Below are 23813 nucleotides of genomic sequence, written 5' to 3'. Positions count from 1 at the left end.
GAAAACTGCGCCGGCACTCAGCTGGCATGGTCTGTGAGGTACGCCGGGGCGGCCCCGCTGCGAATACATGCCGTCCGGCAGACACTCTTTCGCGGCGCGTACGAATGCCGGGTCGGCGCCCGGCGACGGTTGTCGCCACGGAGGGGAACGCCTAGCCTGCGGCCTGACTCTGAGGGGGCGGGCGGGAAGGCATGGATCGTCTGGATGCGATGAAAGTGTTCGTCCTTGCGGTGGACGAGGGCAGTCTGGCTGCCGCCGGCCGTAAGCTCGGCCGCTCGCCGGCGGCGGTGAGCCGCGCCATCGCCTTTCTCGAGGAACGGGTCGGTGCGGAGCTGCTGCATCGGACGACCCGCTCGATCAAGTTGAGCGAGGAGGGCGAGCGCTATGTCGCGATTTGCCGCCGGGTTCTCACCGAGCTGGAGGAGGCCGACGACATCGCGGCCGGACCGCGCTCGGCGCCGCGCGGCCTGCTTACGATCACCGCTCCCGTGGTGTCGGGAGAGATGGTGCTGCGGCCGATCCTGGATGCGTTTCTCGATGCCTGTCCCACGGTGTCGGCCAAGCTGCTGCTGTTTGATCGCGCGGTCAATCTGATCGAGGAGGGCATCGACATCGCGCTTCGCATCGGCCCCCTCGCGGATTCGGCGATGGTGGCGATGCGGGTCGGCGAGATCAGCCGCGTCGTCGTCGCAGCCCCCCGCTATCTGAAGCAGCATCCCCGCATCACCGAGCCCGGCGATCTCGCCAAGCATCAGATCGTGGCGATGGCGCATCTGCCCAATTCCTGGACCTTCGCACCGCAGGCCGGCGGGGCGGTCCCGCGTACGGTCCAGTTCACGCCGCGTCTCATCGTCAACAGCACCTATGCGGCCGTAGCCTCCGCCGTTGCCGGCCGCGGCGTTGCCCGGATGTATTCATACCAGGTGGCCGAGCAGGTCGGGCGCGGCGAGCTGGAGATCGTGCTGGCCGGCGAGAAGGACCCGGAGATGCCGGCGCACTTGATCTGCCCGCAGGGTCGGCTCTCGGTGCCGAAGGTGCGGGCCTTCACCGACTTTGCGGTGCCGCGGCTGAAGAAGCACTTTGCTCAGCTGAAGAAGTGCGTGAGTGCGCAATGAGCTGCCGCGCGCCCGGCAATGCGTCGTTTTACGTATTCGGCCGCGAGGAGGAATCGGCGATCCTGCCCGAACGGTTAACGCCGGATTTACGGATCAGTCCTAGCCTGTCTCGGCCGGGGTTACTCGCAAGGCCGAGGTGAGCCCAATGGAAGCCCAGAAGATCGCGGTCGACGCAGTCGTCGCGTTGACCGATTGCGACCGCAACGCTGTCGTTGCCTTTATCCGCCGGCTCTATCTCGCCGGGGTGACCGACCCCAAGCGCCTGACCTTCAAGGGCCTCCAGGCGCTATCCCGGGCGTGATCGCGGCGGTTTCCTACAGTTCCGCCCGAGCGCTCCCCCCAGCTTGATTGCAACCCACCCGGGAACATCTTGCCGTCCCTGTCGGGTCGGGGTAGAGGACATCCCGGCTGGGTCACTGGGGACCGGGGAAATGCTGAAGCAGCTTTTTGCGCCGCAACTCGTCATTCTTTATGTGCTTGTGGCCTCGACGATTTACGTTCACTTCCGCGGCAAGCAGCGGCTGCGCTTCGCGCGCCAGCTCGGCGATCACTCGACCTATCTCGCGCCCTACAATGTGCTGATGTATGCGGGCTCGGCGGTGCCGAACAAGCCGGTGATCGCGGTCGAGCAGTTTCCGGAACTGAGGCCCCTCAGCGAGAATTGGGAAACCATCCGCGACGAGGCCGTGCGCCTGTTCGACGAAGGTTTCATCCGGGCCGCTGCCAAGAACAACGACTGGGGCTTCTACTCGTTCTTCAAGAGTGGCTGGAAGCGGTTTTACCTGAAATGGTACGACGACTTCCTGCCCTCGGCGAACACGCTGTGCCCGAAGACGGTTGAACTGCTCAAGTCGATCCCGAGCGTGCACGGCGCGATGTTCGCGATGCTGCCGCCGGGCGGCAAGTTAGGGGCTCATCGCGATCCGTTCGCGGGCTCGCTTCGCTACCACCTCGGCCTGGTGACGCCGAACTCGAACAAGTGCCGCATCCTGGTCGACGGCGTCGAATGCGTCTGGCGCGACGGCGAGGCCTTCATGTTCGACGAGACCTTCATCCACAGCGCCGAGAATGCGACCGACGTCAATCGCATCATCCTGTTCTGCGACGTCGAGCGCCCGATGAAGTACGGCTTCATGACCGCGATCAACCGCTGGGTCAGCCATCACATCGTCAAGGCGTCGGCGACCCAGAACGTGGACGGCGAGCATGTCGGCGCCCTCAACAAGGTGTTCGGCAAGCTCTACGAGATCCATCTCGGCAGCCGCAAGGTGAAGGAGTGGAACCGCAACGTCTACTACACGCTGAAATATTCGCTGACGGCGCTGATCCTCGGCCTCATCGTGTATTCGGCGTTGAGGTAGTCGGCGCACAATGGCTGCCTTGCCGCTTGCGAACACCGAGATCGTGCAGTTCTTCCGCCGGTGGCTGGAAACCTTCGCAGGCTACGTCCGCGAGGTCGACTACGCTTCGGCGAGGCCGCTGTTCCATCCCGACGTGCTTGCATTCGGCACGCATAACGATGTCATCCCCGGCCTCGACCAATGGGTCACGAGTCAATGGAATAACGTCTGGCCCAAGACAAGCGACTTCCGTTTCGTGCTCGAGCAAACCTCGATCCTGGCATCCCCTGACGGCATGATGGCGACGGTCATCGCGCCATGGACGAGCACGGGCTATCATGCCGATGGCAGCGCTTTTCCGCGCCCTGGTCGCGCGACGATGGTGTTTTCGAGAGAAGGTGATGGCTGGCTGTGCGTGCATTCGCACATGTCACTCAATCGTGGTGTGCCGCAGGCCAGCCACGCCAATCGACCGGTAAAAGCCTGGTAGATGTGATCGGAATCAAAAAGGCCCCGGATATGTCCGGGGCCTTTTGATTTTCGAGATGTCGTGCAGCCTATTCCGGCTGGCCGATGCTCACCTTCAGCGCGCCGACGCCGTCGACGCCGCATTCGAGCTTGTCGCCCGGCTGGAGCTGCGACACGCCGGCGGGGGTGCCCGTCATGATGATGTCGCCGGCGGCGAGCTTCACCTGCTGCGAGAGCTGCCAGATGATCTCGGGCACGTTCCAGATCAGCTCGGTGAGGTCGCCCTTCTGAGCCTCCTTGCCGTTGACCGTGAGCCAGATCTTGCCCTTGGCGGGATGGCCGATCTTGGAGGCCGGCTGAATCGCGGAGCACGGAGCGGAGCCGTCGAACGACTTGCCGATCTCCCAGGGACGCTCCTTCTTGCGCGAGGCGATCTGGAGGTCGCGGCGGGTGAGGTCGATGCCGACGGCATAGCCGTAGACGTGATCCAGCGCCTTGTCGGCGGGGATGTTGAGTCCGCCGCTCTTCATCGCGACGATCAGCTCGACCTCGTGATGCAAATCCTTGGTCAGCGGCGGATAGGGAATGGTGGCGCCATCGGGCACCAGCATATCGGCGTGCTTGGCGAAGAAGAACGGCGGGGCGCGCTCGTCATTGCCCATCTCGCGGATGTGCTCGAGATAGTTGCGGCCGACGCACCAGATGCGGCGCACCGGATAGCGGCCGCTTTCGCCGACGACGGGAAGCGAAGCCTGGGGTGGAAGCGGGATGACGTAGGAGGCGGCGTTCATGCGGGTCTCGCGGCTCTTGAGGTTGACAGGGAACTCTATGCGGTTGCGCTGATCGGCGCCAGAGCGCCGGCATCGTGATGTTGCAGGCGGAAGAACGAGGCATAGCGCCCGCCGCGGCGGAGCAGCTCGTCATGCCGGCCCTGCTCGACGATTTCGCCGTCTTCGATCACAAGGATGCTGTCTGCGTGCATGATGGTGTGCAGGCGGTGCGCGATCACGATGGTGGTGCGGTTCTGGCAGAGATGCTCGATCGCTTCCTGCACTTGCCGTTCGGATTCGGAATCGAGAGCGGCGGTGGCCTCGTCGAGCAGGATGATCGGTGCGTTCTTGAGCAGCGCGCGCGCCACCGCGATGCGCTGGCGCTGTCCGCCTGAAAGCTGCGTGCCGTGCTCGCCGACCGGCGTGTCGTAGCCGAGCGGGAAGCCCATGATGAAATCATGCGCGCAGGCTGCCTTGGCGGCGTCGACGATTTCGTTCTCGGTCGCGCCCGGCTTGCCGAATGCGATGTTGTTACGGATGGTGTCGCGGAACAGATAGACGTCCTGCCCGACATAGGCGGTCTGCGCCCGCAGCGACTTGCGAGAGATCGCACCGATCGACTGGCCGTCGATCGCGATGTCGCCCTGAGACACCTCGTAGAAGCGCAGCAGCAGCGCCAGCACCGTGGACTTGCCGCCGCCGGACGGGCCGACCAGCGCGGTGATCTTGCCGGGCTCCGCCACGAAGCTCATGCGGTTGAGCACGGTCTCGCCCGAGCGATAGGAGAAGCTGACATCGCGCAGCTCGATCCGCGCGTCGGTGAGCTTCAGCGCCGGCTTGTCGTCGTCGGAGCGCTCGCTCTCCGGGCTGTCGATGATCTCGAGCAGCATGCGGGCGCCGACGAGCTGGCTGTTCAAATCGATATTGAGCCGCGCCAGCCGCTTGGCCGGCTCGGTCGCCATCAGGAAGGCGGTCATGAAGGAGAAGAAGGCGCCGGGCGTGGCGTTGAGAGCGACCACGGCATAGCCGCCGTACAGCAGGCAGCCGGCAACCGCGAAGCCGCCGAGCATCTCCATCAGCGGGTTGGAGCGGTTGGCGACACGCGCCATCTTGTTGGCGTTGCGCTCGACGATCGCGATGTTCTCGTCGATGCGCTTCTGCATGGTGTCTTCGAGCGTGAACGCCTTGACGGTGCGGATGCCCTGCAGCGATTCCTGCATCGTCTCCATGATGTCGGCGGTGCCGGTGAACTGGTTGAAGGCGAGACCCTTGATGCGCTTGACCAGCTTGCGCAGCACCAGCATCGCCGGCGGCACCGCGACGAGGCCAATGAGCGACATCAGCGGATCCTGCCACACCATCACGCCGATCATGGCAAGCAGCATCAACAGGTCGCGCCCGATGGCGTTGACCAGCATGTTGAGGACGTCGGTGATGGATTTGGCGCCGGCGGTCAGCCGCGCCAGGAACTCGGACGAATGCCGCTCGGAGAAGAAGCCGACGCTCTCGCGCATCAGCTTGGCGAACAGTTGCCGCTGGTTGGTGGCGAGGATGGCGTTGGAGATCTTGGTCAGGATCACCATGTGGCCGTAGGTCGCCACGCCCTTGATGAAGAGCAGGATCACCGTGATGCCCGAGAACATCGCGATGCCCGGGATGTTCTTGTCGACATAGGCCTGGTTGATGACCTGGCCGAGCACGTAGGTCGCGCCCGCGGTCGATCCCGCGGCAATCGCCATCAACGCGAAGGCGACGAGGTAGCGCCGCCAATAGACGACCCCCTGTTCCGTGACCAGGCGGCGAACGAGCACCATTGCCGCATAGGGATCGTCGGTGATTTTCTTTGGAAACTGGGCCATCCGCAGTCCATTGACGGCACGGGACAAAGCCTGCCCGCGCGTCAGGGATCGATGGGCCTCTGTGCCCGCTCAAGCGGAGTTTTTCAAGCCCAATTAAGGGCTTGCGTCGGAAGAGAATCTAGGCCGAGGCGGCGTGGCGGAGCTCGCCATGGCGCTCGTGGAACAGCTTGTCCTCCCACGCCAGGGCGTGCGCGGCGATGGTCTCGAGGTCGTCGTATTGCGGCTTCCAGTCGAGCAGGCCGCGGATGCGGCTGGTGTCGGCGACCATGGTCATGATGTCGCCGGGCCGGCGCGGGGCGTATTGCACGGCGAAGCTGCGGCCTGACACCCGGCGCACGGCGTCGATGGTCTCCAGCACCGAATAGCCGCGGCCATAGCCGCAATTGAGCGTCGTCGAGGCGCCGCCGTTGCGCAGATACGCGAGCGCCGAACGATGCGCCTGCGAGAGGTCCGTGACGTGGATGAAGTCGCGGATGCAGCTGCCGTCGGGGGTCGGATAGTCGGTGCCGAACACGTCGATCTTGGCGCGCTGGCCGGTTGCGGCTTCCACCGCGATCTTGAGCAGATGCGTGGCGCCGGCGGTGGCAAGGCCGATGCGGGCCTGCGGGTCCGCGCCGGCGACGTTGAAATAGCGCAGGGTGACGTACTGCATGCCGTAGGCGGCGGCGACGTCGTGCAGCATGATCTCGGTCATCAGCTTCGACGAGCCGTAGGGCGACAGCGGCCGCGTCGGCGCGTGTTCGGGGACCGGTACCTGGTCCGGATTGCCGTAGACGGCGGCGGTCGAGGAGAAGATGAAGCGGTTGATGCCGCGCTTGACCGCGACGTTGAGCAGATTGCGCGCGGTCGTGAAATTGTTGCGGTAGTAGCCGAGCGGATCGCGCATCGAATCCGGCACGACGACGGAGCCGGCGAAATGGATGATGCTCTCGATGTTGTGCTGCGCGATCACGCCTTCGAGCAGGTTCTCGTCGCCGGCGTCGCCAATGAACAGCGGCACGCCCTCTGGCAGATAGGCGGAGAAACCGGTGGAGAGATCGTCGATCACGACGACGTCCTCGCCGGCTTCCGCCAGCGCGAGGACCGTGTGACTTCCGATATAGCCGGCGCCGCCGGTGACTAGCACAGTCATGATCTCACCCGTCTTCGATCAACGCGGCAAGCTAACGTTTGTGCGGTGAAGAGTGGGTTTCGGCGGCGCTGAACTGGTCACTATGCTTAATGTTGCGTATAGGGGACCCACCAGACGGAGCATGACGTGGCCAATTCCCCCGGCGATCTCGAAGTGATCGTGCCAAATCTGCACAGGCGCTATTCCGGGGTCACCGCGACCAACCGGATGGTGGCGCCGCGGCTGGCGAAACTGTACCGCGCCGGCTGGTTCGGCTCGCACGCGCCGGCCGGGATCGCGCGCCTCAGCGCCGCCGATTTCCTGAAGCTGTGGCGCCGCAAGGCGCCATTGATCTGGCATGCGCGGCGCAACAACGAGATGATCGCGGGCGTCGTGCTGCGCGCGCTCGGCTGGCCGTTGAAACTCGTGTTCACCTCGGCGGCGCAGCGGCACCATAGCTGGATCACGCGCTGGCTGATCCGGCGCATGGATGCGATCATCGCGACGTCAGATCTCTCGGCCTCGTTCCTGAAGGTGAAGGCGACTGTGATCCCGCACGGCGTCGACACCGAAATCTATGCGCCGCCGAGCGATCGCGCCGCGGCCTTTGCGGAGGCCGCGCTGCCGGGCCGCTACGCCATCGGCTGCTTCGGCCGCGTGCGCGCGCAGAAGGGCACCGATGTGTTCGTCGACGCGATGTGCCGGCTGCTGCCGCACTATCCTGATTTCACCGCCGCGATCGTTGGGCAGGTCACGGCCGAGCAGACCGCCTTTGCCAATGACCTGAAAAAGCGAATCGAAGCCGCCGGCCTGCAATCACGCATCGTCATCACCGGCGAGTTGCCGATCGAAGCGGTGCAGCGCTGGTATCAGCGGCTGACGATCTACGCCTTCACCTCGCGCAACGAAGGCTTTGGCCTGACGCTGATCGAGGCGATGGCCGCGGGCAGCGCGCTCGTCGCCGCCCGCGCCGGTGCGGCCGAGCTGGTGGTCGAGGATGGCGTGAGCGGCGTGCTGGTCCCGACCGGCGATGCCGAGGCGCTGGCTGCGGCACTGGAGCCGCTGATGCGCGACGTGGCCGCGGCGACGGCGATGGGCGAGCGGGGGCGGGCGCGGGTGCTCGCGAAGTTCAGCCTCGACGCCGAGGCGGCGCGGATCGGCGAGGTCTATCGGCCGCTGCTTTGAGCAGCGCCTTCAGGCGCCAAGAACTAAAAACTGCGAAAACAACCCCATGCACAGTAGCCGGCCATAACGGAATCAATGACTTGCGGGTCGGTGACAACGTTGTTCTGAGTATGCGAAAGTTGATTGACCTGTCGGGCAAAACAGCTCTCAGCCTTCACCATCGCAACATCATCAGATCCGGCGAAACAAAGGCGTCTCACTGGCCGAACTCGGCGACAATCAGGGCGACGACGACGACCATCGTGAGCGGCTGGCGAAGCCTGCGGTACCACGGCGGGACCAAACCCTGACGCGCGGACCGGAGATCCAGCAACAGGTTCGCGGCGAAGCCGACCGCCAACAGTGCGAGACCATACCGGACATCGATCAGCAGCGACGCCCAGCCGACGAGCGAGGGAACGACACTGATGCCGAGCCTGGCGGAATCGATGCCGTGATCCGGCTGTGAGATCGACCGGGTCATTGCCGCGCCCCAATGGATGCCGCCGAGGAACGACAGGATGACGGCGCCGTAGGCCAGCAGTCCGCGCAGGGTGGCGGTCTTCAAATCGCCCTCGATGGCCTGGGAGGCGACCGAGAGCCCGACGAACGGCACCAGGCCCAATCCGCCGAGCCATGTTGCAGCAGTCGGAACCGGTGCGGCGCGCCGCCGCCCGCCATCGTGATCGTCAGCCGGAGATGTCGACATGCTGCCTCGCGCCGGGGATCCCGATGGTCACGATCTCACGCCTCCCGCGCCGCCAGCAGCGTCGAACAGAGCAGGCCGATCAGCACGATCAAGGCTGCCACGCTCATGCCGTTCAAGGCGACCAGCCTCGCATGGTCCGACGTCATCATCAGGGGTTGGCCGAGATGGGCGTCGACGAAGAGATAGGCGATGAAGGGAAGCGCGGCGACGATCGCGGTTTTGAGGCGCTCGTCCGGCCGAAAAAGGATGATGCCAAGCAGCGCACAGGGAAGCAGGAACAGCTCGACGCCCGACGGTGCGCCGAGCAGCTTGACGCACAAGACGGTGTTGCCGACGCCGGCCAGTGGAAGCAGCGCGCGCCCCGCAAGCGAATGCCTTTTTGCGAGGGCCGGGACGGCGAGGAAAAAAGGCGTGGAGAGCAGGCTGAGCCAGGCCGGCCAGGCGGCCGTCCCCACGATCCAATGCAGATAGAGTGGATAGAACGGCTGGTTGGATGCCACCACGAGCGCGATCTTGCCGGCCAAGGCCGAACGAGGTTCCGGGTGATCCGCATAGCTGCCGATCCAAGCTGCAATGGTCTTGATCATCTGCCTTTGGCGCGCCGGTTGATCTGATCTTCCTGCACGATGAGCGTCGCCACGGTGTAGGAAACGATCGCAAGCCGGATTCGGATCACAGGTGGCGCGGCGAAGGGCCACGCGTCATGATCCAGAAGCCGTTCAGAGTCGTTCAGGGAGAGAAGGTCTCGATCCGTGCGGGTACCCACGCTGGCTGCGGGCACCAGCCGCCCTGACGGGTCTTTTTCTCTCCGGGCAAGCCTCCATGCCGAAGATGCGACGCAAATCGGACCTTCCGACCAAAATATGCGCCGCTTGCAAGCGGCCGTTCGCTTGGCGGCGAAAATGGTCGCGGGATTGGCCAAGCGTGAAATTCTGTTCCGAACGGTGTCGAGGCGACGGGCGAAGAGCCGCGCGCCAGGAAGGTTGACCATGCTGCGCAAGGACATGAAGACCGGTCTTCCGCCGACCGTGGATCCCGACGAGATCGCGCGGTTCGAGGCCCTCGCCGAGGATTGGTGGAATCCCGATGGCCGCATGAAGCTAATTCACAGCTTCAATGCGGCGCGCGTCGCGCATCTCCGCAAGCGGCTACCTGCGCTGATGGTGCGTGACATCAGGCTGGAGCGGCCCCTCGACGGATTGACCCTGCTCGATGTCGGTTGCGGCGCGGGTGTGGTGACGGAGCCGATGGCGCGTCTCGGCGCGCTTGTCCTCGGCATCGACGCTGCCGAGCGGAACGTCCGCGTGGCGACCGTCCATGCGGACCAGGCCGGTTTGCCCATCGGCTACCGGCAGGCCGTTCCCGAGGAGCTGGTCGCCGAACGGCGGCAGTTCGATATCGTCTTGTCGCTCGAAGTCGTCGAGCACGTCGCCGACACCGATTGCTTCCTCGCCGCGACCGGCAGCCTGGTTGCGCCCGGCGGGCTGCTGGTGATCGGCACGTTGAACCGCACGCTGGTGTCGTTCGTGAAGGCGATCATCGGGGCGGAATACGTTCTGGGCTGGCTGCCCCGCGGCACGCACGACTGGCGGCGCTTCATGCGGCCGGACGAGATCGCGAGCACACTTGCTCCGCTCGGCTTCTCCGTCATCGAGACCTGCGGCCTGGAGCTCGCTCCGATCACCATGCGCTGGCATACGACCCGCTCGTGCAATACCAACTATCTCCAGATCTACCGGCGGCGCGGCGATCCGACGGCGGCATGATGCGCCGCGTGCCTCAAGGCGAATTGCGGGTCCGGGGAGATCGGAGCGTTATTGCTTTCAAGCCGGCCCATTGAGCGGGTTTGAAGTCAGATTTTCATCAACCGCGGGCCCCGAGCATCCGAGACTCTTGAATTTCGAGTACCGGAGGGGCGGCAGTTTTATGCCTGAACCGGACATTCCGCTGGAGCCACGAGTCCGAGAAGGGCCAAACGGAGACGTCGAGCGTCGGTAGAGACCACCTTGAGGTGATCGAACGAAAGGCGCTTGTTGAGATGGATCAATCATCCTTGAGTTAAATGGGTTAGTCTGAAAATTGTGCCTCAGAGGCATGCATGCCCTTGGGAGGCAAAAATGGCTGGCAATAAAAATGACAAGGCCGGCGTTGATCGCAGAACATTTCTCGCAACTGGTGCGGTTGGCATCGGAGCAAGCAGCATCGGCTCGGTCGGACCGGTGCTGGCGCAGGCGGCACCTGTAGCAACCGCAGCGGCTGCTCCTCCTCCTTCTGCAGCTAATGCTGCAACAGCCGTGGAGAGCACGCGCGACATCATTCTGCGTATTTCCCGCGAGGTTTGGACGAACGCCGAGGGCCTTTTTGTAGAGGAAAAATCGTCGGCAATTCACGTGAGAGAGCTGAAGGCCGCTGGCTTCAAGGTGACTACCGGTACGTCAAATATCCCAACCGCATTTCTCGGGGAATGGAAACAGGGATCGGCAGGTCCCAAGATCGGGTTCCTTCCTGAGTATGATGCCCTCCCCGGCCTCGGCAACGCGGCAGAACCGCGCAAGACGCCCGGGCCGACCGGCTTTGAGGTCGGGCATGGCTGCGGACACAATATGCTGGGAGCCGGGTGCACGGGCGCCGCTATAGCGCTCAAGAAAATGATGGAGCAGGACAAAACGCCCGGCACTATCTTGGTCTTTGGCTGTGCCGCCGAGGAAGGCGGGGCGGTAAAAGCCTATTTTGCGCGAGATGGGCTCTTTGACGATGTCGATGCCGCCTTGTCATGGCATCCAGCCCCAGTTGCAGTCACAGGCGCCGTCTCTACCGCTGCGAATAATGGCATTCACATCAAGTTCTTTGGCAGAACTGCGCATGCGGGCGTGGAACCGTGGCAAGGGCGCAGCGCACTGAAAGCGGCGGAACTATTCGGCATTGGCATACAATTTATGCGCGAGCATGTGGAGCCGACCGTTCGCATGCATTACGTTTACGAAAAGGCTGGCCTCTCTCCGAACATCGTGCCGGATTTTGCACAAATGCTCCTCACGATTCGGGACAAGAATCGCCAGAACGTGGTGAAGCTCACTGAGTGGGCGAAGGGCATCGCCGAAGGTGCGGCTCAGATGACCCAGACCAGAGCGGAATTCCAAGTGTTCACCGGCGTTCACCAGATCCTTCCGAACGATACACTCATTGCGCTAACACATCGGCACATGAAGGCGACGCCGATAGAATGGACAGACGCAGAGCAGACGTTTGCTAAAACTATTCAGAAAGAAATGACGTTGCCGGAAAAAGGATTGGCCACGGCTGTCGCCCCAACAATCGGCGAAAAGACGACGGGGGGCGGATCGGATTGCGGCGACGTCAGCTTCAACACGCCATTGTCGGTCTTCGGCTGGCCAACGCTTCCGCTCGGCGTCGCCTTGCACACGTGGGGTGTAACGGCATGCGGCGGGATGTCCATCGGCGACAAGGCATCCATTGCGTCGGCGAAGATCATGGCAGGCATTGGGCACGATCTAATGACCAACGCCGATTTGCGCAAAGCGGCGAAGGAAGATCTGGTGCGCCGCCGAGGTGACTACAAATACGTCTCGCCAATTCCGCCAGAGATCAAACAGCCTCCGGGCATTCCCGACCGGCTGACGAAGGATACTGGGGATGAAATCCTTAGCGAGGTTAGCTCTGAAACGTGAGCAACCGGCATGACAGCCATTGCAACCCAATGTCCCAATAGCGTCAAATGCTGCCATCGCTGACCATGCCGTGATTGGTCAGCAACGGGCCACAAGCCGACATGAGGGGGTCGTCTTAATAAGCCGACTTCGTGGAGCGATGGTACCACTTCGCCGACGGACCAAAGGGCGGTATCAAAATCGGACCCACCTGTTGGATTTAAAATGGCCACCAGAAATTTAGCTATCGGATTTAGGCAATCCATCGGCTTGGACCTTTGAAAGGCCATGGCAGAATTTGAGCATCCCTGGCGTTGGCGGGACAAACTTTTTAGCAACCACATAGCCGTAGCTTTATGACGCATCGTGAATGATGCGTTGGCGACGTCTTTACGTATTACAGCAGCTTAGAATTTGGCTCGGACACGACTTCGCATCAACCTGAGACCAATATGCCCGTTCGTTGGCTGAAACCTTCTCGCTTTCTTAGCACGGAGTCGTTCGTCGATTTCGAGCAATTCCGTCCTAACGAGGTGATCGGAGGCGGCATCAGCAAGCCTACCGATCCATCAAACTTTTCGGCTCACCGTGCCGTCCTGCCTCTACAAGGCAGCTTACTCGTTCTTCAGCGATCCTTTGCGAGACGCCTTCAAACAAACATGGGTACGGATGAGGGAGTGGGCCTCGTCATCCCCATAGCCTTTCACTCGATTGCCAACAAGGCAACGCTCGACAATTCAACTATCGCGGTGCTGCGGGGTCGAGTTGAGACTGAAGCGGTCGAAGAACATCCGAACACTTATTTAATGCTCCGTTTTGATTCCGATATGAGTCACCGCGGCTGGCTGGATAGTGGTAAAGGGCTGTCGCTTATAAGGCCGGCTCGACCGGTCATGAACCGACTTAAGGCATCAATTCTAGATATTTTTTGTTCCGCGTCGACTTGTAACGACGCGACGGACTTTGGTCTGTTGCAAGGTAGTCTACGTGAGTCGCTCTACGCTTGCCTCGACGCCGCTCTGATGCCGCGTGAAGGAACGTCTATAGGACGGCGAGGCAAGTTTGAAACGTATCGCAAATTAGTGGCAGAGCTTGATGAGCATATTTCATTACTCAAGCACTCACCATTATACAGCGACGATCTTGCGCTACGACTGCATGTCTCGGTGCGCACACTGCAAACCGCAGTCCGAACGATGCACGGCGTCAACTTACACCACTACATTCGCAGTAAGCGACTTTGGGAGGTCCGAAAACAGCTGCAATTCGGTCCTCCGGCTGCGACCGTAACGAACATTGCCATGGCTAATGGCTTCTGGCACATGGGCGAATTCTCGGTAAGCTACAAATCTGCATTCGGAGAATTGCCTTCTGCGACGCGCTTACGACGCCAGTATTTTTAGCTTCGTAGTCTGGTCTTCCATCGTTCTTCCGCTTTGGGACAAAATGCGACTTCGGCTCGAGGTCGACTCTCGAACAGAACCGGGCATTCAACGTAAGCGACCGTCGGCAGCGCGACGATCTTCCGACCCACTTTTGGATCAAGCTGACTCATTTCTGCTCTAACGGCACATCCCGCTCAGAACCGCTCCGGCCGCACCACCTCCACGTCGCTGACTGAGACCAGTCCCACCTGCCGGGAGACGATCGCGAAGACAGCCTCCAGCAGGCCGTCGAGGCGGCCGGGATCGACGATGCACCACAGTGCGTACATGCCGGCGGCGTCTCCGATCTGGCCGTCCGAATCCCATTGTCCGGCCTGGCCGCGTCCCGCGGCGAGGGGCACGACGGAAAATCCGCTGACGCCGGTGCGCACCAGTTCATCCGTCAGTCGCTTCAGCAGAGCCCGCTCGATCAGGATCTCGACGCGCTTCTTGGCAAACATCTGCATGCTGTCCTCATTGTGCGATGATCTGTGCGGCGGCGATGTACAGGGGGATGCCGACCGTGAGGTTGAACGGAAACGTCAGACCGAGCGAGAGCGTGAGCGCGATCGCGGGATTGGCTGCGGGCAGCGCCAGCCGCATCGCGGCCGGCACGGCGATGTAGGAGGCGGAGGCGCCGAGCGTCATCAGCACCGCCGTGCTGCCGGCCTGCAATCCGATCAGCCACGCCAGGGCCGCCGCCAGCGCGGCGCCGACGAGCGGCATGACCCAGGCAAAGGCAGCGACCGGGACGGACAGCGACCGCCAGCCGTCCCGCAGCCCCCGGCCGGCGAGCAGACCCATGTCGAGCAGGAAGATGCAGAGAAATCCCGCGAACGCGTCGAGCAGGAAAGGCTTGAGCGAGGTCATGCCGCGTTCGCCCGTGACGCAGCCGACTGCGAACGCGCCGAGCAGGGCCACGATCGAGCCGTTGAGCGCGATCTCCCGCAGGAAATCCTTTGGCATCTCTCCCTCGGCCCGGCCTCGCCCTGCGTGCGCGATGAACAGCGCGGAGAAGATCGCCGGCGTCTCCATCGCAGCCGCAACGGCGATCATGTAGCCGTCAAACGGCAGCCCGAGCTGGGTCAGGGCGCCGGTGACGGCGACGAAGGTCACGGCCGAGATCGAGCCGTAATGTCCGGCCACCGCCGCCGCATTGACGTGGTCGAGGCCTGCGATAGTGCGCAGGAAGGCGTAGGCGAGGAACGGCAAGCCGCCGGACAAGGCGATTCCGGCCGCGATCGTTGCCACCAGCGTCAGCGTCAGCCCCTGGTGGGCGACCTCGGCGCCGCCCCGGAAGCCGATCGAGATCAGGAGATAGAGCGAGAGGAAGCGTGCGATCGCCTCGGGCACGGACAGGTCGGACCGGCCGAGCGAAGCCCCGAGGCCCATTCCGAAGAAGAGCACGGGAGGAGAGACAAGGTTCTGGACGGCAAGCGCAAGCACGGGACCCCCTGACGTGTTTGTTCAACAGCGCCCTGATAGCTTTCGGCTGGCCTTTGTCGAAATTGATTGTATTGAATATCATCATTGAGAAAGGCAATGATGATGCCACGCACGCGCGTCAATCTGGACATCGACCTGGTCAGGTCCTTCGTCGCCATCGTATCGCTCGGAAACTTCACACGCGCCGCGCAGGGGCTCGGCGTGCAGCAATCCACGATCTCGCTGCAAATCCGCCGGCTGGAAGAGCAGATCGGCAGCAAGCTGCTGGAGCGATCGCCGCAATCGGTTGCGTTGACCGCGGAAGGCGAGACGTTCTTCGACTATGCGCGGCGCATGCTCGATCTGAACGACGAGATGGTCTCGCGCATCCAGGAGCCGGCGATGCGCGGGCTGGTCCGGCTCGGGGCCCCCGAGGATTTCGCGACCCGCCATCTTCCCGACGTGCTCTCGCGTTTCGCCCAGGCCTATCCGCAGGTCGACCTCGAGGTCACCTGCGATCTGACGATGAATCTGATCGAGCGCTTCAGGAAGGGCGCGTTCGACCTCGCTCTGATCAAGCGTGAGCGATCCATCGAAATCCCCGGCATCCGTGTCTGGCGTGAGCCTCTGGTCTGGGTGACGGGCGGGCTCGATCTCAGGCAGGGCGTTTTACCTCTCGCCGTGTCGCCCAAGCCGTGTGTCTACAGGAAGCGGGCCACCGAGGCGCTCGATCGCGCCAAAAGGTCCTGGCGCGTCGCCTACACCTGCGGTTCGCTGGCGGGAACGCTGGCGGCCGTGCGCGCCCGGCTTGGCGTGACGGTGCTTCCGAAGGACATGGTCCCGCCCGATCTGCATGTCGTGGACGGAAAGCCGATGCCCGACCTGAAGGATACCGAGATCGCGATCCTGGAGCGCGACCGTCTCCCCCGGCCGGCGCAACGCCTCAAGGAGTTCGTAATCAAGACCCTGAGCTGACGCGTCCTCCGGGAGCGCGGTGATCCACGAGCGCGCATCGCTCGTTGTTCACTGTCGCGTTGATCGAGCGCGGCACTGCGCCGCAGGATTTTCCAACAGGCAGGTGATCCAGCGGTCGCGAGGCTCCGTTTCGTCAACGTCGATCGCATCGGATCGCAAGGTGGATTTCGTGCGCATCCGTCACATCGGTGGAAACAAGATCACAGCAACTCGGAGAAAATGATGACGCCCGCAATTCGTTCGTTCGTGGCTGGAGCCGCCTTGGTCGCTGGTCTGCTCGGCCCCTCGATGGCACGCGCCGCCGACATCGTGGACACCGCGGTCTCCGCTGGGCAGTTCACGACACTCGTCACCGCCGTCAAGGCCGCCGGCCTCGTACCTACGCTGAAGGGCAAGGGTCCGTTCACGGTGTTCGCGCCGAACGATGCGGCTTTCGCCAAGCTGCCGCCGGGCACCGTCGAGTCGCTGCTCAAGAACAAGGCCAAGCTGCGCGCTGTGCTCAAATATCACGTCATTCCGGGCCGCGTGAAGGCGGCTGACGTGGCCGGCAAGTCGCTCAAGGTCGCGACCGTCCAGGGCCAGCCGGTGAGCGTCGACGGCAGCTTCGGCGTGACGGTCAACGACGCGCATGTCATCCAGCCGGACATCGAGGCGTCGAACGGCGTGATCCACGTCATCGACACCGTGCTGCTGCCTCCGGCGCGCGGCAAGACGCATCACTGACGATCGACCGGAGACCACCCGTGCCGACGCAGGGTGGTCTCCGGTGCGATTTGGGTCAGGACTGTCCGTGCTCGATGTCCCGGCCCGTGACGCGTGACTCCGCCAAGACTGTCTGAGCAATCCCCACCACCTCGCTCGCGGCGATATTCCGCATGCAGCGGTGGTCGTTGATCTTGCAGATCGTGCTCTGGCAGGGCTGGCAGGACAGCTTTTCCTTGTCCTGGACCACGGTCGCGGCGAGGCCGTTGAGGGGGGCCCAGAGATAGGGGCTGGTCGGGCCGAAGATGCCCATGGTGGGCGTGCCCAGTGCGGCCGCGATGTGCATCAGGCCGGAATCGTTGGAGATGGCGACACCGGCGGCGGCCATCGCCAGCACGCCGTTGCGCAAATCGGTGCCGGTGAGATCGCGGATCCCCGGACCGCCCGCGGCGACGATCTCCTGGGCGAGGCCCTTTTCGCCGGGGCCGCCGACCACCCAGACTTCGAGCCCGCGCTCGACCAGCAGCCGGGCGGCCTCGGGGTAGCCGGTCCAGCGCTTCGACACGCCGACCGAGCCGGGTGCCAGCGCCACCGCGGCGCCGGCGCTGAGGCCGTTGGCCTGTCGCCAGCGGACGATGTCCTCGGCCGGGACCCGCAATTGCGGCACCGGCCATTCCGGAGGCAGGGGCGCGCCATCGGGCTGGGCCAGGGCGGCGTTCTTGTCGATGAAGCGGGGCAGCTTCTTCTCGCCCCAGCGCCAGCGGTTGAGCAGGCCGAACCGGAATTCGCCGACGAAGCCGACCCGTTCAGGAATACCGGCCAGCGCCGGTGCTATGGCCGCCTTCCAGGTCCGGGGTAGCACCAGGGCCGTGCCGTAGTTCCGCTCGCGCAGCAGCTTCCCCAAGGCGAGCTGGCGGGCGACGGCGAGGCGGCCACGCGGCAGGTCCCAGACGATGCCCTCGCGCACGCCGGGCATGTAATCGACCAGCGGAGCGCAGAGGGATGTGGTGAGCAGATCGACCGGCCGGTTGGGCCAGCGCTCTTTCAGGACCCGCACCACGGTGTGATTCCGGACGAAATCGCCGATCCACATGTAGGGAATGATCAGGATCGGGCGCGTGTCGTCCGGATCGGCGTCTTCACTAAATTGCGAATCTGCATTCATTTGTTGATGGGGCCGCGGCGATCCGATTATCGCGGTTCGGTAGCCGCTCCGGGCCGGCAGGTAAAGCCGGCAGACCGTTCAATTCCAAAACCGCTTACACTTCGGCGGCTCATGCGCTACGGCAGGACCGGGCCGCAAAGATCGGGCAGGGATTTCTGAATGTTGCTAGTGACCGGCGGGGCCGGTTTTATCGGGTCGAATGTCGTGGCCGCGCTCAATGACGCCGGCCGCAGCGACGTCGTGGTCTGCGATGTCCTCGGCAACGAGGGCAAGTGGCGGAACCTCGCCAAGCGCCAGCTTGTGGATATCGTTCCGCCCGACGAGCTGATGGACTGGCTGAAGGGCCGCAAGCTGGACGCAATGATCCATCTCGGAGCAATTTCCGCGACCACCGCGACCGACGGCGACCTCGTCTTCGAGACCAATTTCCGCCTGTCGATGCGCCTTCTCGACTGGTGCACGGCGGGCGCGGTGCCCTTCATTTATGCCTCCTCGGCGGCGACCTATGGCGACGGCGAGACGGGTTTTGACGACGACGGCTCGCTGCCGGCGCTGAAGAAACTGCGGCCGATGAATCTCTACGGCTGGAGCAAGCACATGTTCGATCTCGCGGTCGCCGAACGTGCCGCGCGCGGCGAGAAGCTCCCGCCGCAATGGGTGGGCCTGAAATTCTTCAACGTGTTCGGCCCCAACGAGTACCACAAGGGCTCGATGATGAGCGTGCTGGCGCGGCGCTTCGACGACGTCAAGGCGGGCCGCGTCGTGCAATTGTTCAAGTCGCACCGCGAGGGCATCGCCGACGGCGATCAGCGCCGCGATTTCATCTATGTCGACGACGTCGTGCGCGTGGTGATGTGGCTGCTCGCGACACCATCGGTATCAGGACTCTTCAACGTCGGAACCGGCAAGGCGCGCAGCTTCAAGGATCTGATGCAGGCCGCCTATGCGGCGCTCGGCACCAGGCCCAACATCGAATATATCGACATGCCCGAGCAGATCCGCGGGGCCTACCAGTACTTCACCCAGAGCGAGGTCGATCGCCTCCACCGCGCCGGCTATAATGGCGGCTTCACGACGCTCGAGGACGCGGTGAAGGCCTATGTCGGGGATTACCTCGACCGGCCCGACCGCTTCCGCTGAGGCCATTTGACCATGCCGACGCCCATTCTCGATTTCGACGCTCTCGCGAAGGCCATCTCAGGCCGCACGGTGCTGTGCATCGGCGACATCATGCTGGACGAGTTCGTCTATGGCGAGGTGTCGCGGATCTCGCCGGAAGCGCCGACGCCCGTCATCACGGCCCAGCGCAGCGAGATCCACATCGGCGGCGCCGGTAACGTCGCGCGCAATGTCGCCTCTCTCGGCGCGCGCTGCATCTTCGTCGGCCTCGTCGGCGCGGACGATGCAGGCGCACGGCTGGAGGCGGCGCTGGATGAGCTTGCTGCGATCGAAAACGTGCTGGTGCGCGACCCCACGCGGCCGACCACGCGAAAGGTCCGCTTCGTCTCCGAACATTTTTCCACGCACATGCTGCGGGCGGATTGGGAGCAGGCGGCGCCTGCGTCCGACGACGTCGAGACCAGGTTGATCGAGGCGATCCTGCCGCAGATCGCGCGCGCCGACGTCGTGCTGCTCTCGGACTACGCCAAGGGCGTGCTGACGGCGCGCGTCATCCGCCACACCATCGACGCCGCGCGCAAGCTCGGCAAGCCCGTGATCGTGGATCCCAAGAGCCTGAACTGGGCGATCTATCGCGGCGCGACGCTGCTCACCCCCAACCGCAAGGAATTTTCGGAAGCAACGCGCAGCCGCGCCGACACGCCACAAAGCATCGTCGACGCCAGCGAGGATGTGATGCGGCTCGCCGATTGCGAGGCGATCCTGGTCACGCAAGGCGGGCACGGCATGACACTGGTGCCGCGCAATGGTGCTGCGGTTCACGTTCCGGCTTTCCCGGTCAAGGTGCGCGACGTCTCCGGCGCCGGTGACACCGTCGCCGCCGCGCTCGCGGTCTCGCTTGCGACAGGCGCGGACTGGGACACGGCGTTGCGCATGGCCAGTGCCGCTGCCGCCGTCGCCGTCGGCAAGCAGGGCACTGCCAGCGTGAGCGCGGCCGAGCTGCGCCGGAAGATCCTGCCGCATGCCACGCTGGCGGCCGAGGAGAAGATCGTGCTCGAGCCTGATACCCTCGATGCGCAGCTCGCCGAATGGAACAGGCAGGGCCAGCGTGTCGGCTTCACCAATGGCTGCTTCGACATCCTGCATCCCGGCCACGTCAAGGTGCTGACTGCGGCGCGCGCCGCTTGCGACCGCCTGATCGTCGGGCTCAATAGCGACGCCTCGGTGCGGCGGCTCAAGGGCGCCGAGCGGCCGGTCCAGGACGAGCGCGCGCGTGCCGAGGTGCTCGCCGCGCTCGAAGCCGTCGATCTCGTCGTCATCTTCGAAGAGGACACGCCGATCGACCTGATCACGCGGATCAAGCCCGGCGTGCTGGTGAAGGGCGGCGATTACACCCGCGAGCAGGTGGTCGGCCACGAGGTCGTCGAGCAAGCCGGCGGAACGGTCGTGCTGGTCGACATCCTCCAGGGCTTCAGCACGACGGCGCTGGTCCATCGCGCCCGGGGAGGGGGCAAGTGACGGCACTGGCACGCGAGACGACCGGCGAGATGTTGCTTCGCCGCCTGCGCAGCCCGGCGGCCTGGAGCGAGACCGTCGATCTATTTGCTATCCTGACCGCGGCCTCGCTGCCCTGGTCGACCTCGCTGACGGGCATCTTCAACGTGCTGATGCTGCTCTGCATGGTGCCGTTCCTCGACGTCCGCGCGTTCCTGCAATCCCTGAAGCGTCCGATCTGCGCGGCCCCGATCGCGCTCGTCCTGCTCGCGCTGGTGGGGACGCTGTGGTCGGACGCAGCCTGGGGCGCGCGCTTCTATGCGGTCAATCCGACCATGAAGCTGCTGGTGCTGCCGGTGCTGCTCTATCATTTCGAGCGCTCGCCGCGCGGCCGCTGGATCTTCGTCGCCTTCCTGGTGTCCTGCGCCCTGTTGTCGGTGATGTCGTGGCTGGTCGCCTTCTATCCGAACCTCGCACTCAAGACCGATCCGGCCGAGCGCGGCATCTTCGTCAAGAATTACATCGACCAAAGCCAGGAATTCGCGCTCTGCGCGGTCGCGCTCGCCTATCCGATCGTGATGCTGCTGCGTGAGAGGCGATACTGGTTCGCCGGACTGCTGACGGCACTGGCACTGGGCTTCTTCGTCAACATGACCTTCGTGGTGGTGTCACGCACCGCGCTCGTCACCATCCCGATCATGTTCGGCGTGTTCGCGCTGCTGCATCTCAAGAGGCGCAGTATCGGGCTCATCTCCGCCGCCTTGCTCGTCGGCGCCGTTCTCGCTTGGCAGGCCTCGCCGCATTTGCGCCATACTGCCGAGAGGTTTTCCGACGACTACACGCGCTATGTCGAAAATGGCGAGCCGACCTCGCTCGGCCTGCGGCTCGAATTCTGGCGGAAGTCGCTCGGCTTCTTCGCGGAGGCGCCGATCAAGGGACACGGCACCGGTTCGACGCGCGGATTGTTCGAACGCGTTGCGACCCCCGCCGGTCGGTACCAGGCCTCCGCCGAGGTGATCGGCAACCCGCATAACCAGACGCTCAACGTTGCCGTGCAATGGGGCATGATCGGCATCGCCGTTCTCTACGCGATCTGGATCCTGCACCTGCGGTTGTTTCGCGGCGAGGGGCTGGCCAACTGGATCGGGCTTCTGGTGGTGGTGCAGAACGTCTTCACCTCGCTGTTCAATTCCCATCTGTTCGACTTCCACGAGGGCTGGATGTACGTCATCGGCGTCGGCGTTGCCGGCGGCATGGTGCTCCGGGCACAACAGCCCCAGGTGAAGATGGGGGAAGCCGGTTCCTGAGCGGCCGCGCGGCTGGCAAGTCCAGCCCAGATGGGCTATCAGCGCGGTCAGGTTGCATCTAACTGGGTTTTCATCGGTCGGCGGATGACGCGTCTTTCGCATCTCACCTTGCGCAATTTCCTGATCGCGCTCCACGACCTGCTGGCGACCGCGGCGGCGCTTTTTGCCGCCTTCTATCTGCGATTCGAGGGTGGCGACGGCTTCTTCGACCGCCTGCCGCTGCTGTTCCAGATCCTGCCTTATTTCCTCGCCTTCAGCGTGGTCGTGTTCTTCATCTTCAACCTGACCACGACGAAATGGCGCTTCATCTCGCTGCCTGACGCGCTGAACATCATCCGCGTCGCGACTGTGCTCACGGTCGCGCTGCTCGTGCTCGATTACATCTTCGTCGCCCCCAACGTCCGCGGCGCCTTCTTCCTCGGCAAGGTGACGATCGTCCTCTATTGGTTCCTCGAAATCTCCTGCCTCAGCGCGTTGCGCATGGCCTACCGCTACTTCCGCTACACGCGGGTGAGGCGTCACGCCAGGGGCGAGGAGGCCGCGCCGACGCTGCTGATCGGCCGCGCCGCGGATGCGGAGGTGCTCCTGCGCGGCATCGAGAGCGGGGCGATCAAGCGCATCTGGCCGGTCGGCCTGCTGTCGCCGTCGAATTCGGATCGGGGCCAGTTCATCCGCAACGTGCCGGTGCTGGGCGGCATCGACGACGTCGAGGACGTCGTCGCCGACTTCGCCAAGCGCAACAAGCCGATCGCGCGCCTTGTCATGACGCCGTCGGCATTCGAGCCGGAATCCCATCCGGAATCGATCCTGATGCGGGCGCGCAAGCTGGGTGTGATCGTCAACCGGATGCCCTCGCTCGAGAGCGGCGACACCCCGCGGCTCACGGCCGTCGCGGTCGAGGACCTCCTGCTGCGGCCGAGCGAGACCATCGATTATGCCCGCCTGGAGGCGCTGATCAACGGCAAGGCGGTGATCGTGACCGGCGGCGGCGGCTCGATCGGGTCGGAGATCTGCGAGCGCGTCGTCGCCTTCGGCGCCGCGCGGCTCCTGATCGTCGAAAACTCCGAGCCCGCGCTCTATGCGATCACGGAGGCGCTCGCCGCGCGAGGCGCGGCTGCCGAGGTCGAGGGACGGATCGCCGACATCCGCGACCGCGAGCGCATCATGCGCCTGATGGCCGGGTTCAAGCCGGACATCGTGTTCCACGCCGCCGCGCTCAAGCACGTGCCGATCCTCGAACGCGACTGGAGCGAGGGCGTCAAGACCAACATCTTCGGCTCGATCAACGTTGCGGATGCCGCCGTTGCCGCCGGCGCCGAAGCCATGGTGATGATTTCGACCGACAAGGCGATCGAGCCGGTGTCGATGCTCGGCCTGACCAAGCGCTTCGCCGAGATGTACTGCCAGGCGCTGGATCACGACCTTGCGGCAGGTAGCGGCGGCGCCAGGCCGGCGATGCGGCTGATCTCGGTCCGGTTCGGCAACGTGCTCGCCTCGAACGGCTCGGTGGTTCCCAAATTCAAGGCCCAGATCGAGGCCGGCGGTCCGGTGACCGTGACACATCCCGACATGGTCCGCTACTTCATGACCATCCGCGAGGCCTGCGATCTCGTCATCACTGCGGCCACGCATGCGCTCGGAACGCACCGACCCGACGTCTCGGTCTACGTGCTCAACATGGGCCAGCCGGTGAAGATCGTCGATCTCGCCGAGCGCATGATCCGCCTGTCCGGACTGCAGCCCGGCTACGACATCGAGATCGTGTTCACCGGCATGCGGCCGGGCGAGCGCCTGCACGAGATCCTGTTCGCCACCGAGGAGCCGACCCGCGAGATCGGCGTTGCCGGCATCATGGCCGCGCAGCCAAACGAGCCGCCGATGCAGACGCTGCGCAAATGGATCGCGGCGCTGGAGCAGGCGATCGCGCGCGACGATCGCGCCACCATCAGGACCATCCTGAAGGATGCGGTGCCCGAATTCGGGTCGACCGCGGCCTGA

General features: G+C 64.0%; 23 protein-coding genes. 15 read left to right on the top strand and 8 right to left on the bottom strand.

Annotated elements, in window-relative coordinates; translation table 11 throughout:
* The first annotated feature begins 191 nt into the window (after window positions 1–191).
* From CIT40_RS23415 to CIT40_RS23400, 4 genes are all read left to right on the top strand, one after another.
* Window positions 192–1115 carry a LysR family transcriptional regulator gene (locus CIT40_RS23415; protein WP_094891524.1) on the top strand — a complete coding sequence of 308 codons (924 nt, stop codon included), beginning with the start codon at window positions 192–194 and terminating at the stop codon, window positions 1113–1115.
* 145 nt (window positions 1116–1260) lie between these two features.
* The gene (locus CIT40_RS23410) at window positions 1261–1416 is read left to right on the top strand and encodes a hypothetical protein (protein WP_167443371.1); all 156 of its coding nucleotides are present in this window, start codon (window positions 1261–1263) and stop codon (window positions 1414–1416) included.
* A 130-nt stretch (window positions 1417–1546) separates the two neighbouring features.
* Window positions 1547–2476 (top strand): aspartyl/asparaginyl beta-hydroxylase domain-containing protein, encoded by a 930-nt coding sequence (locus CIT40_RS23405; protein WP_094891526.1) that lies wholly within the window; start codon window positions 1547–1549, stop codon window positions 2474–2476.
* 10 nt (window positions 2477–2486) lie between these two features.
* The gene (locus CIT40_RS23400; RefSeq protein ID WP_094891527.1) at window positions 2487–2945 is read left to right on the top strand and encodes a YybH family protein; all 459 of its coding nucleotides are present in this window, start codon (window positions 2487–2489) and stop codon (window positions 2943–2945) included.
* Window positions 2946–3012: 67 nt separating this feature from the next.
* Here CIT40_RS23400 and CIT40_RS23395 read toward each other — a convergent pair whose 3' ends face one another.
* The 3 genes from CIT40_RS23395 to galE form a co-directional block, all read right to left on the bottom strand.
* Complete coding sequence (locus tag CIT40_RS23395) at window positions 3013–3714, bottom strand: fumarylacetoacetate hydrolase family protein (protein WP_094891528.1); 702 nt, start codon at window positions 3712–3714, stop codon at window positions 3013–3015.
* 35 nt (window positions 3715–3749) lie between these two features.
* Window positions 3750–5552 carry an ABC transporter ATP-binding protein gene (locus CIT40_RS23390; protein ID WP_094891530.1) on the bottom strand — a complete coding sequence of 601 codons (1803 nt, stop codon included), beginning with the start codon at window positions 5550–5552 and terminating at the stop codon, window positions 3750–3752.
* A gap of 118 nt (window positions 5553–5670) precedes the next feature.
* Window positions 5671–6684, bottom strand: coding sequence for a UDP-glucose 4-epimerase GalE (galE, locus tag CIT40_RS23385; RefSeq protein ID WP_094891531.1), 1014 nt, complete (start codon window positions 6682–6684; stop codon window positions 5671–5673).
* 126 nt (window positions 6685–6810) lie between these two features.
* Here galE and CIT40_RS23380 point away from each other — a divergent pair, with 126 nt between their 5' ends.
* Window positions 6811–7848, top strand: a complete 1038-nt coding sequence (locus CIT40_RS23380; RefSeq protein WP_094891532.1) for a glycosyltransferase family 4 protein — start codon at window positions 6811–6813, stop codon at window positions 7846–7848.
* Window positions 7849–8044: 196 nt separating this feature from the next.
* Here CIT40_RS23380 and CIT40_RS23375 read toward each other — a convergent pair whose 3' ends face one another.
* Both CIT40_RS23375 and CIT40_RS23370 read right to left on the bottom strand, forming a co-directional pair.
* Window positions 8045–8536 carry a DUF3429 domain-containing protein gene (locus tag CIT40_RS23375; RefSeq protein ID WP_094891533.1) on the bottom strand — a complete coding sequence of 164 codons (492 nt, stop codon included), beginning with the start codon at window positions 8534–8536 and terminating at the stop codon, window positions 8045–8047.
* A 35-nt stretch (window positions 8537–8571) separates the two neighbouring features.
* On the bottom strand, window positions 8572–9234 hold the full coding sequence (locus tag CIT40_RS23370) for a hypothetical protein (RefSeq protein ID WP_334265210.1): 663 nt from the start codon (window positions 9232–9234) through the stop codon (window positions 8572–8574).
* Between the two features lie 124 nt (window positions 9235–9358).
* On the opposite strand from CIT40_RS23370, the gene CIT40_RS23365 reads away from it, so the two are divergent.
* From CIT40_RS23365 to CIT40_RS23350, 4 genes are all read left to right on the top strand, one after another.
* Window positions 9359–9523, top strand: a complete 165-nt coding sequence (locus CIT40_RS23365) for a DUF2256 domain-containing protein (RefSeq protein ID WP_094891537.1) — start codon at window positions 9359–9361, stop codon at window positions 9521–9523.
* A 2-nt stretch (window positions 9524–9525) separates the two neighbouring features.
* Window positions 9526–10302 (top strand): bifunctional 2-polyprenyl-6-hydroxyphenol methylase/3-demethylubiquinol 3-O-methyltransferase UbiG, encoded by a 777-nt coding sequence (gene ubiG, locus CIT40_RS23360; RefSeq protein WP_094891539.1) that lies wholly within the window; start codon window positions 9526–9528, stop codon window positions 10300–10302.
* 351 nt (window positions 10303–10653) lie between these two features.
* Window positions 10654–12225, top strand: coding sequence for an amidohydrolase (locus tag CIT40_RS23355; RefSeq protein ID WP_094891541.1), 1572 nt, complete (start codon window positions 10654–10656; stop codon window positions 12223–12225).
* 431 nt (window positions 12226–12656) lie between these two features.
* Entirely contained in the window at window positions 12657–13607 is a 951-nt protein-coding gene (locus CIT40_RS23350; RefSeq protein WP_094891543.1) for an AraC family transcriptional regulator, read from the top strand.
* 176 nt (window positions 13608–13783) lie between these two features.
* Here CIT40_RS23350 and CIT40_RS23345 read toward each other — a convergent pair whose 3' ends face one another.
* On the bottom strand, window positions 13784–14095 hold the full coding sequence (locus CIT40_RS23345; RefSeq protein WP_094891545.1) for a P-II family nitrogen regulator: 312 nt from the start codon (window positions 14093–14095) through the stop codon (window positions 13784–13786).
* A 7-nt stretch (window positions 14096–14102) separates the two neighbouring features.
* On the bottom strand, window positions 14103–15074 hold the full coding sequence (locus CIT40_RS23340) for a sodium-dependent bicarbonate transport family permease (protein ID WP_094891547.1): 972 nt from the start codon (window positions 15072–15074) through the stop codon (window positions 14103–14105).
* A 96-nt stretch (window positions 15075–15170) separates the two neighbouring features.
* On the opposite strand from CIT40_RS23340, the gene CIT40_RS23335 reads away from it, so the two are divergent.
* The gene (locus CIT40_RS23335) at window positions 15171–16028 is read left to right on the top strand and encodes a LysR family transcriptional regulator (RefSeq protein ID WP_244611830.1); all 858 of its coding nucleotides are present in this window, start codon (window positions 15171–15173) and stop codon (window positions 16026–16028) included.
* 288 nt (window positions 16029–16316) lie between these two features.
* Entirely contained in the window at window positions 16317–16751 is a 435-nt protein-coding gene (locus CIT40_RS23330) for a fasciclin domain-containing protein (RefSeq protein WP_349259202.1), read from the top strand.
* 55 nt (window positions 16752–16806) lie between these two features.
* Here CIT40_RS23330 and waaF read toward each other — a convergent pair whose 3' ends face one another.
* On the bottom strand, window positions 16807–17895 hold the full coding sequence (gene waaF / locus CIT40_RS23325; RefSeq protein WP_094891549.1) for a lipopolysaccharide heptosyltransferase II: 1089 nt from the start codon (window positions 17893–17895) through the stop codon (window positions 16807–16809).
* Between the two features lie 159 nt (window positions 17896–18054).
* On the opposite strand from waaF, the gene rfaD reads away from it, so the two are divergent.
* The 4 genes from rfaD (at window position 18055) to CIT40_RS23305 (ending at window position 23813) form a co-directional block, all read left to right on the top strand.
* Window positions 18055–19035, top strand: a complete 981-nt coding sequence (rfaD, locus tag CIT40_RS23320; protein WP_094891551.1) for an ADP-glyceromanno-heptose 6-epimerase — start codon at window positions 18055–18057, stop codon at window positions 19033–19035.
* Between the two features lie 12 nt (window positions 19036–19047).
* Window positions 19048–20532, top strand: a complete 1485-nt coding sequence (gene rfaE1, locus CIT40_RS23315) for a D-glycero-beta-D-manno-heptose-7-phosphate kinase (RefSeq protein ID WP_094891553.1) — start codon at window positions 19048–19050, stop codon at window positions 20530–20532.
* A complete protein-coding gene (locus tag CIT40_RS23310) occupies window positions 20529–21815 on the top strand; it encodes an O-antigen ligase family protein (protein WP_094891556.1) in 1287 nt (428 codons plus the stop codon). The genes rfaE1 and CIT40_RS23310 overlap by 4 nt, the downstream gene beginning before the upstream one ends.
* Before the next feature lie 84 nt (window positions 21816–21899).
* Window positions 21900–23813, top strand: a complete 1914-nt coding sequence (locus CIT40_RS23305; RefSeq protein WP_162307636.1) for an SDR family NAD(P)-dependent oxidoreductase — start codon at window positions 21900–21902, stop codon at window positions 23811–23813.

Source organism: Bradyrhizobium amphicarpaeae (genome assembly GCF_002266435.3).
Classification (GTDB): Bacteria; Pseudomonadota; Alphaproteobacteria; order Rhizobiales; family Xanthobacteraceae; genus Bradyrhizobium; species Bradyrhizobium amphicarpaeae.
Note: the sequence above shows the minus strand (reverse complement) of the source record. Positions and strands in the feature narration are given on the sequence as shown.

Coding starts and splice junctions, on each gene's coding strand:
- galE (WP_094891531.1), bottom strand. CDS start 6,684: ATGACTGTGCTAGTCACCGGCGGCGCCGGCTATATCGGAAGTCACACG.
- CIT40_RS23350 (WP_094891543.1), top strand. CDS start 12,657: ATGCCCGTTCGTTGGCTGAAACCTTCTCGCTTTCTTAGCACGGAGTCG.
- CIT40_RS23415 (WP_094891524.1), top strand. CDS start 192: ATGGATCGTCTGGATGCGATGAAAGTGTTCGTCCTTGCGGTGGACGAG.
- rfaD (WP_094891551.1), top strand. CDS start 18,055: ATGTTGCTAGTGACCGGCGGGGCCGGTTTTATCGGGTCGAATGTCGTG.
- CIT40_RS23400 (WP_094891527.1), top strand. CDS start 2,487: ATGGCTGCCTTGCCGCTTGCGAACACCGAGATCGTGCAGTTCTTCCGC.
- CIT40_RS23375 (WP_094891533.1), bottom strand. CDS start 8,536: ATGTCGACATCTCCGGCTGACGATCACGATGGCGGGCGGCGGCGCGCC.
- waaF (WP_094891549.1), bottom strand. CDS start 17,895: ATGAATGCAGATTCGCAATTTAGTGAAGACGCCGATCCGGACGACACG.
- rfaE1 (WP_094891553.1), top strand. CDS start 19,048: ATGCCGACGCCCATTCTCGATTTCGACGCTCTCGCGAAGGCCATCTCA.
- CIT40_RS23345 (WP_094891545.1), bottom strand. CDS start 14,095: ATGCAGATGTTTGCCAAGAAGCGCGTCGAGATCCTGATCGAGCGGGCT.
- CIT40_RS23330 (WP_349259202.1), top strand. CDS start 16,317: ATGGCACGCGCCGCCGACATCGTGGACACCGCGGTCTCCGCTGGGCAG.
- CIT40_RS23410 (WP_167443371.1), top strand. CDS start 1,261: ATGGAAGCCCAGAAGATCGCGGTCGACGCAGTCGTCGCGTTGACCGAT.
- CIT40_RS23355 (WP_094891541.1), top strand. CDS start 10,654: ATGGCTGGCAATAAAAATGACAAGGCCGGCGTTGATCGCAGAACATTT.
- CIT40_RS23395 (WP_094891528.1), bottom strand. CDS start 3,714: ATGAACGCCGCCTCCTACGTCATCCCGCTTCCACCCCAGGCTTCGCTT.
- ubiG (WP_094891539.1), top strand. CDS start 9,526: ATGCTGCGCAAGGACATGAAGACCGGTCTTCCGCCGACCGTGGATCCC.
- CIT40_RS23335 (WP_244611830.1), top strand. CDS start 15,171: ATGATGATGCCACGCACGCGCGTCAATCTGGACATCGACCTGGTCAGG.
- CIT40_RS23390 (WP_094891530.1), bottom strand. CDS start 5,552: ATGGCCCAGTTTCCAAAGAAAATCACCGACGATCCCTATGCGGCAATG.
- CIT40_RS23405 (WP_094891526.1), top strand. CDS start 1,547: ATGCTGAAGCAGCTTTTTGCGCCGCAACTCGTCATTCTTTATGTGCTT.
- CIT40_RS23305 (WP_162307636.1), top strand. CDS start 21,900: ATGACGCGTCTTTCGCATCTCACCTTGCGCAATTTCCTGATCGCGCTC.
- CIT40_RS23365 (WP_094891537.1), top strand. CDS start 9,359: ATGCCGAAGATGCGACGCAAATCGGACCTTCCGACCAAAATATGCGCC.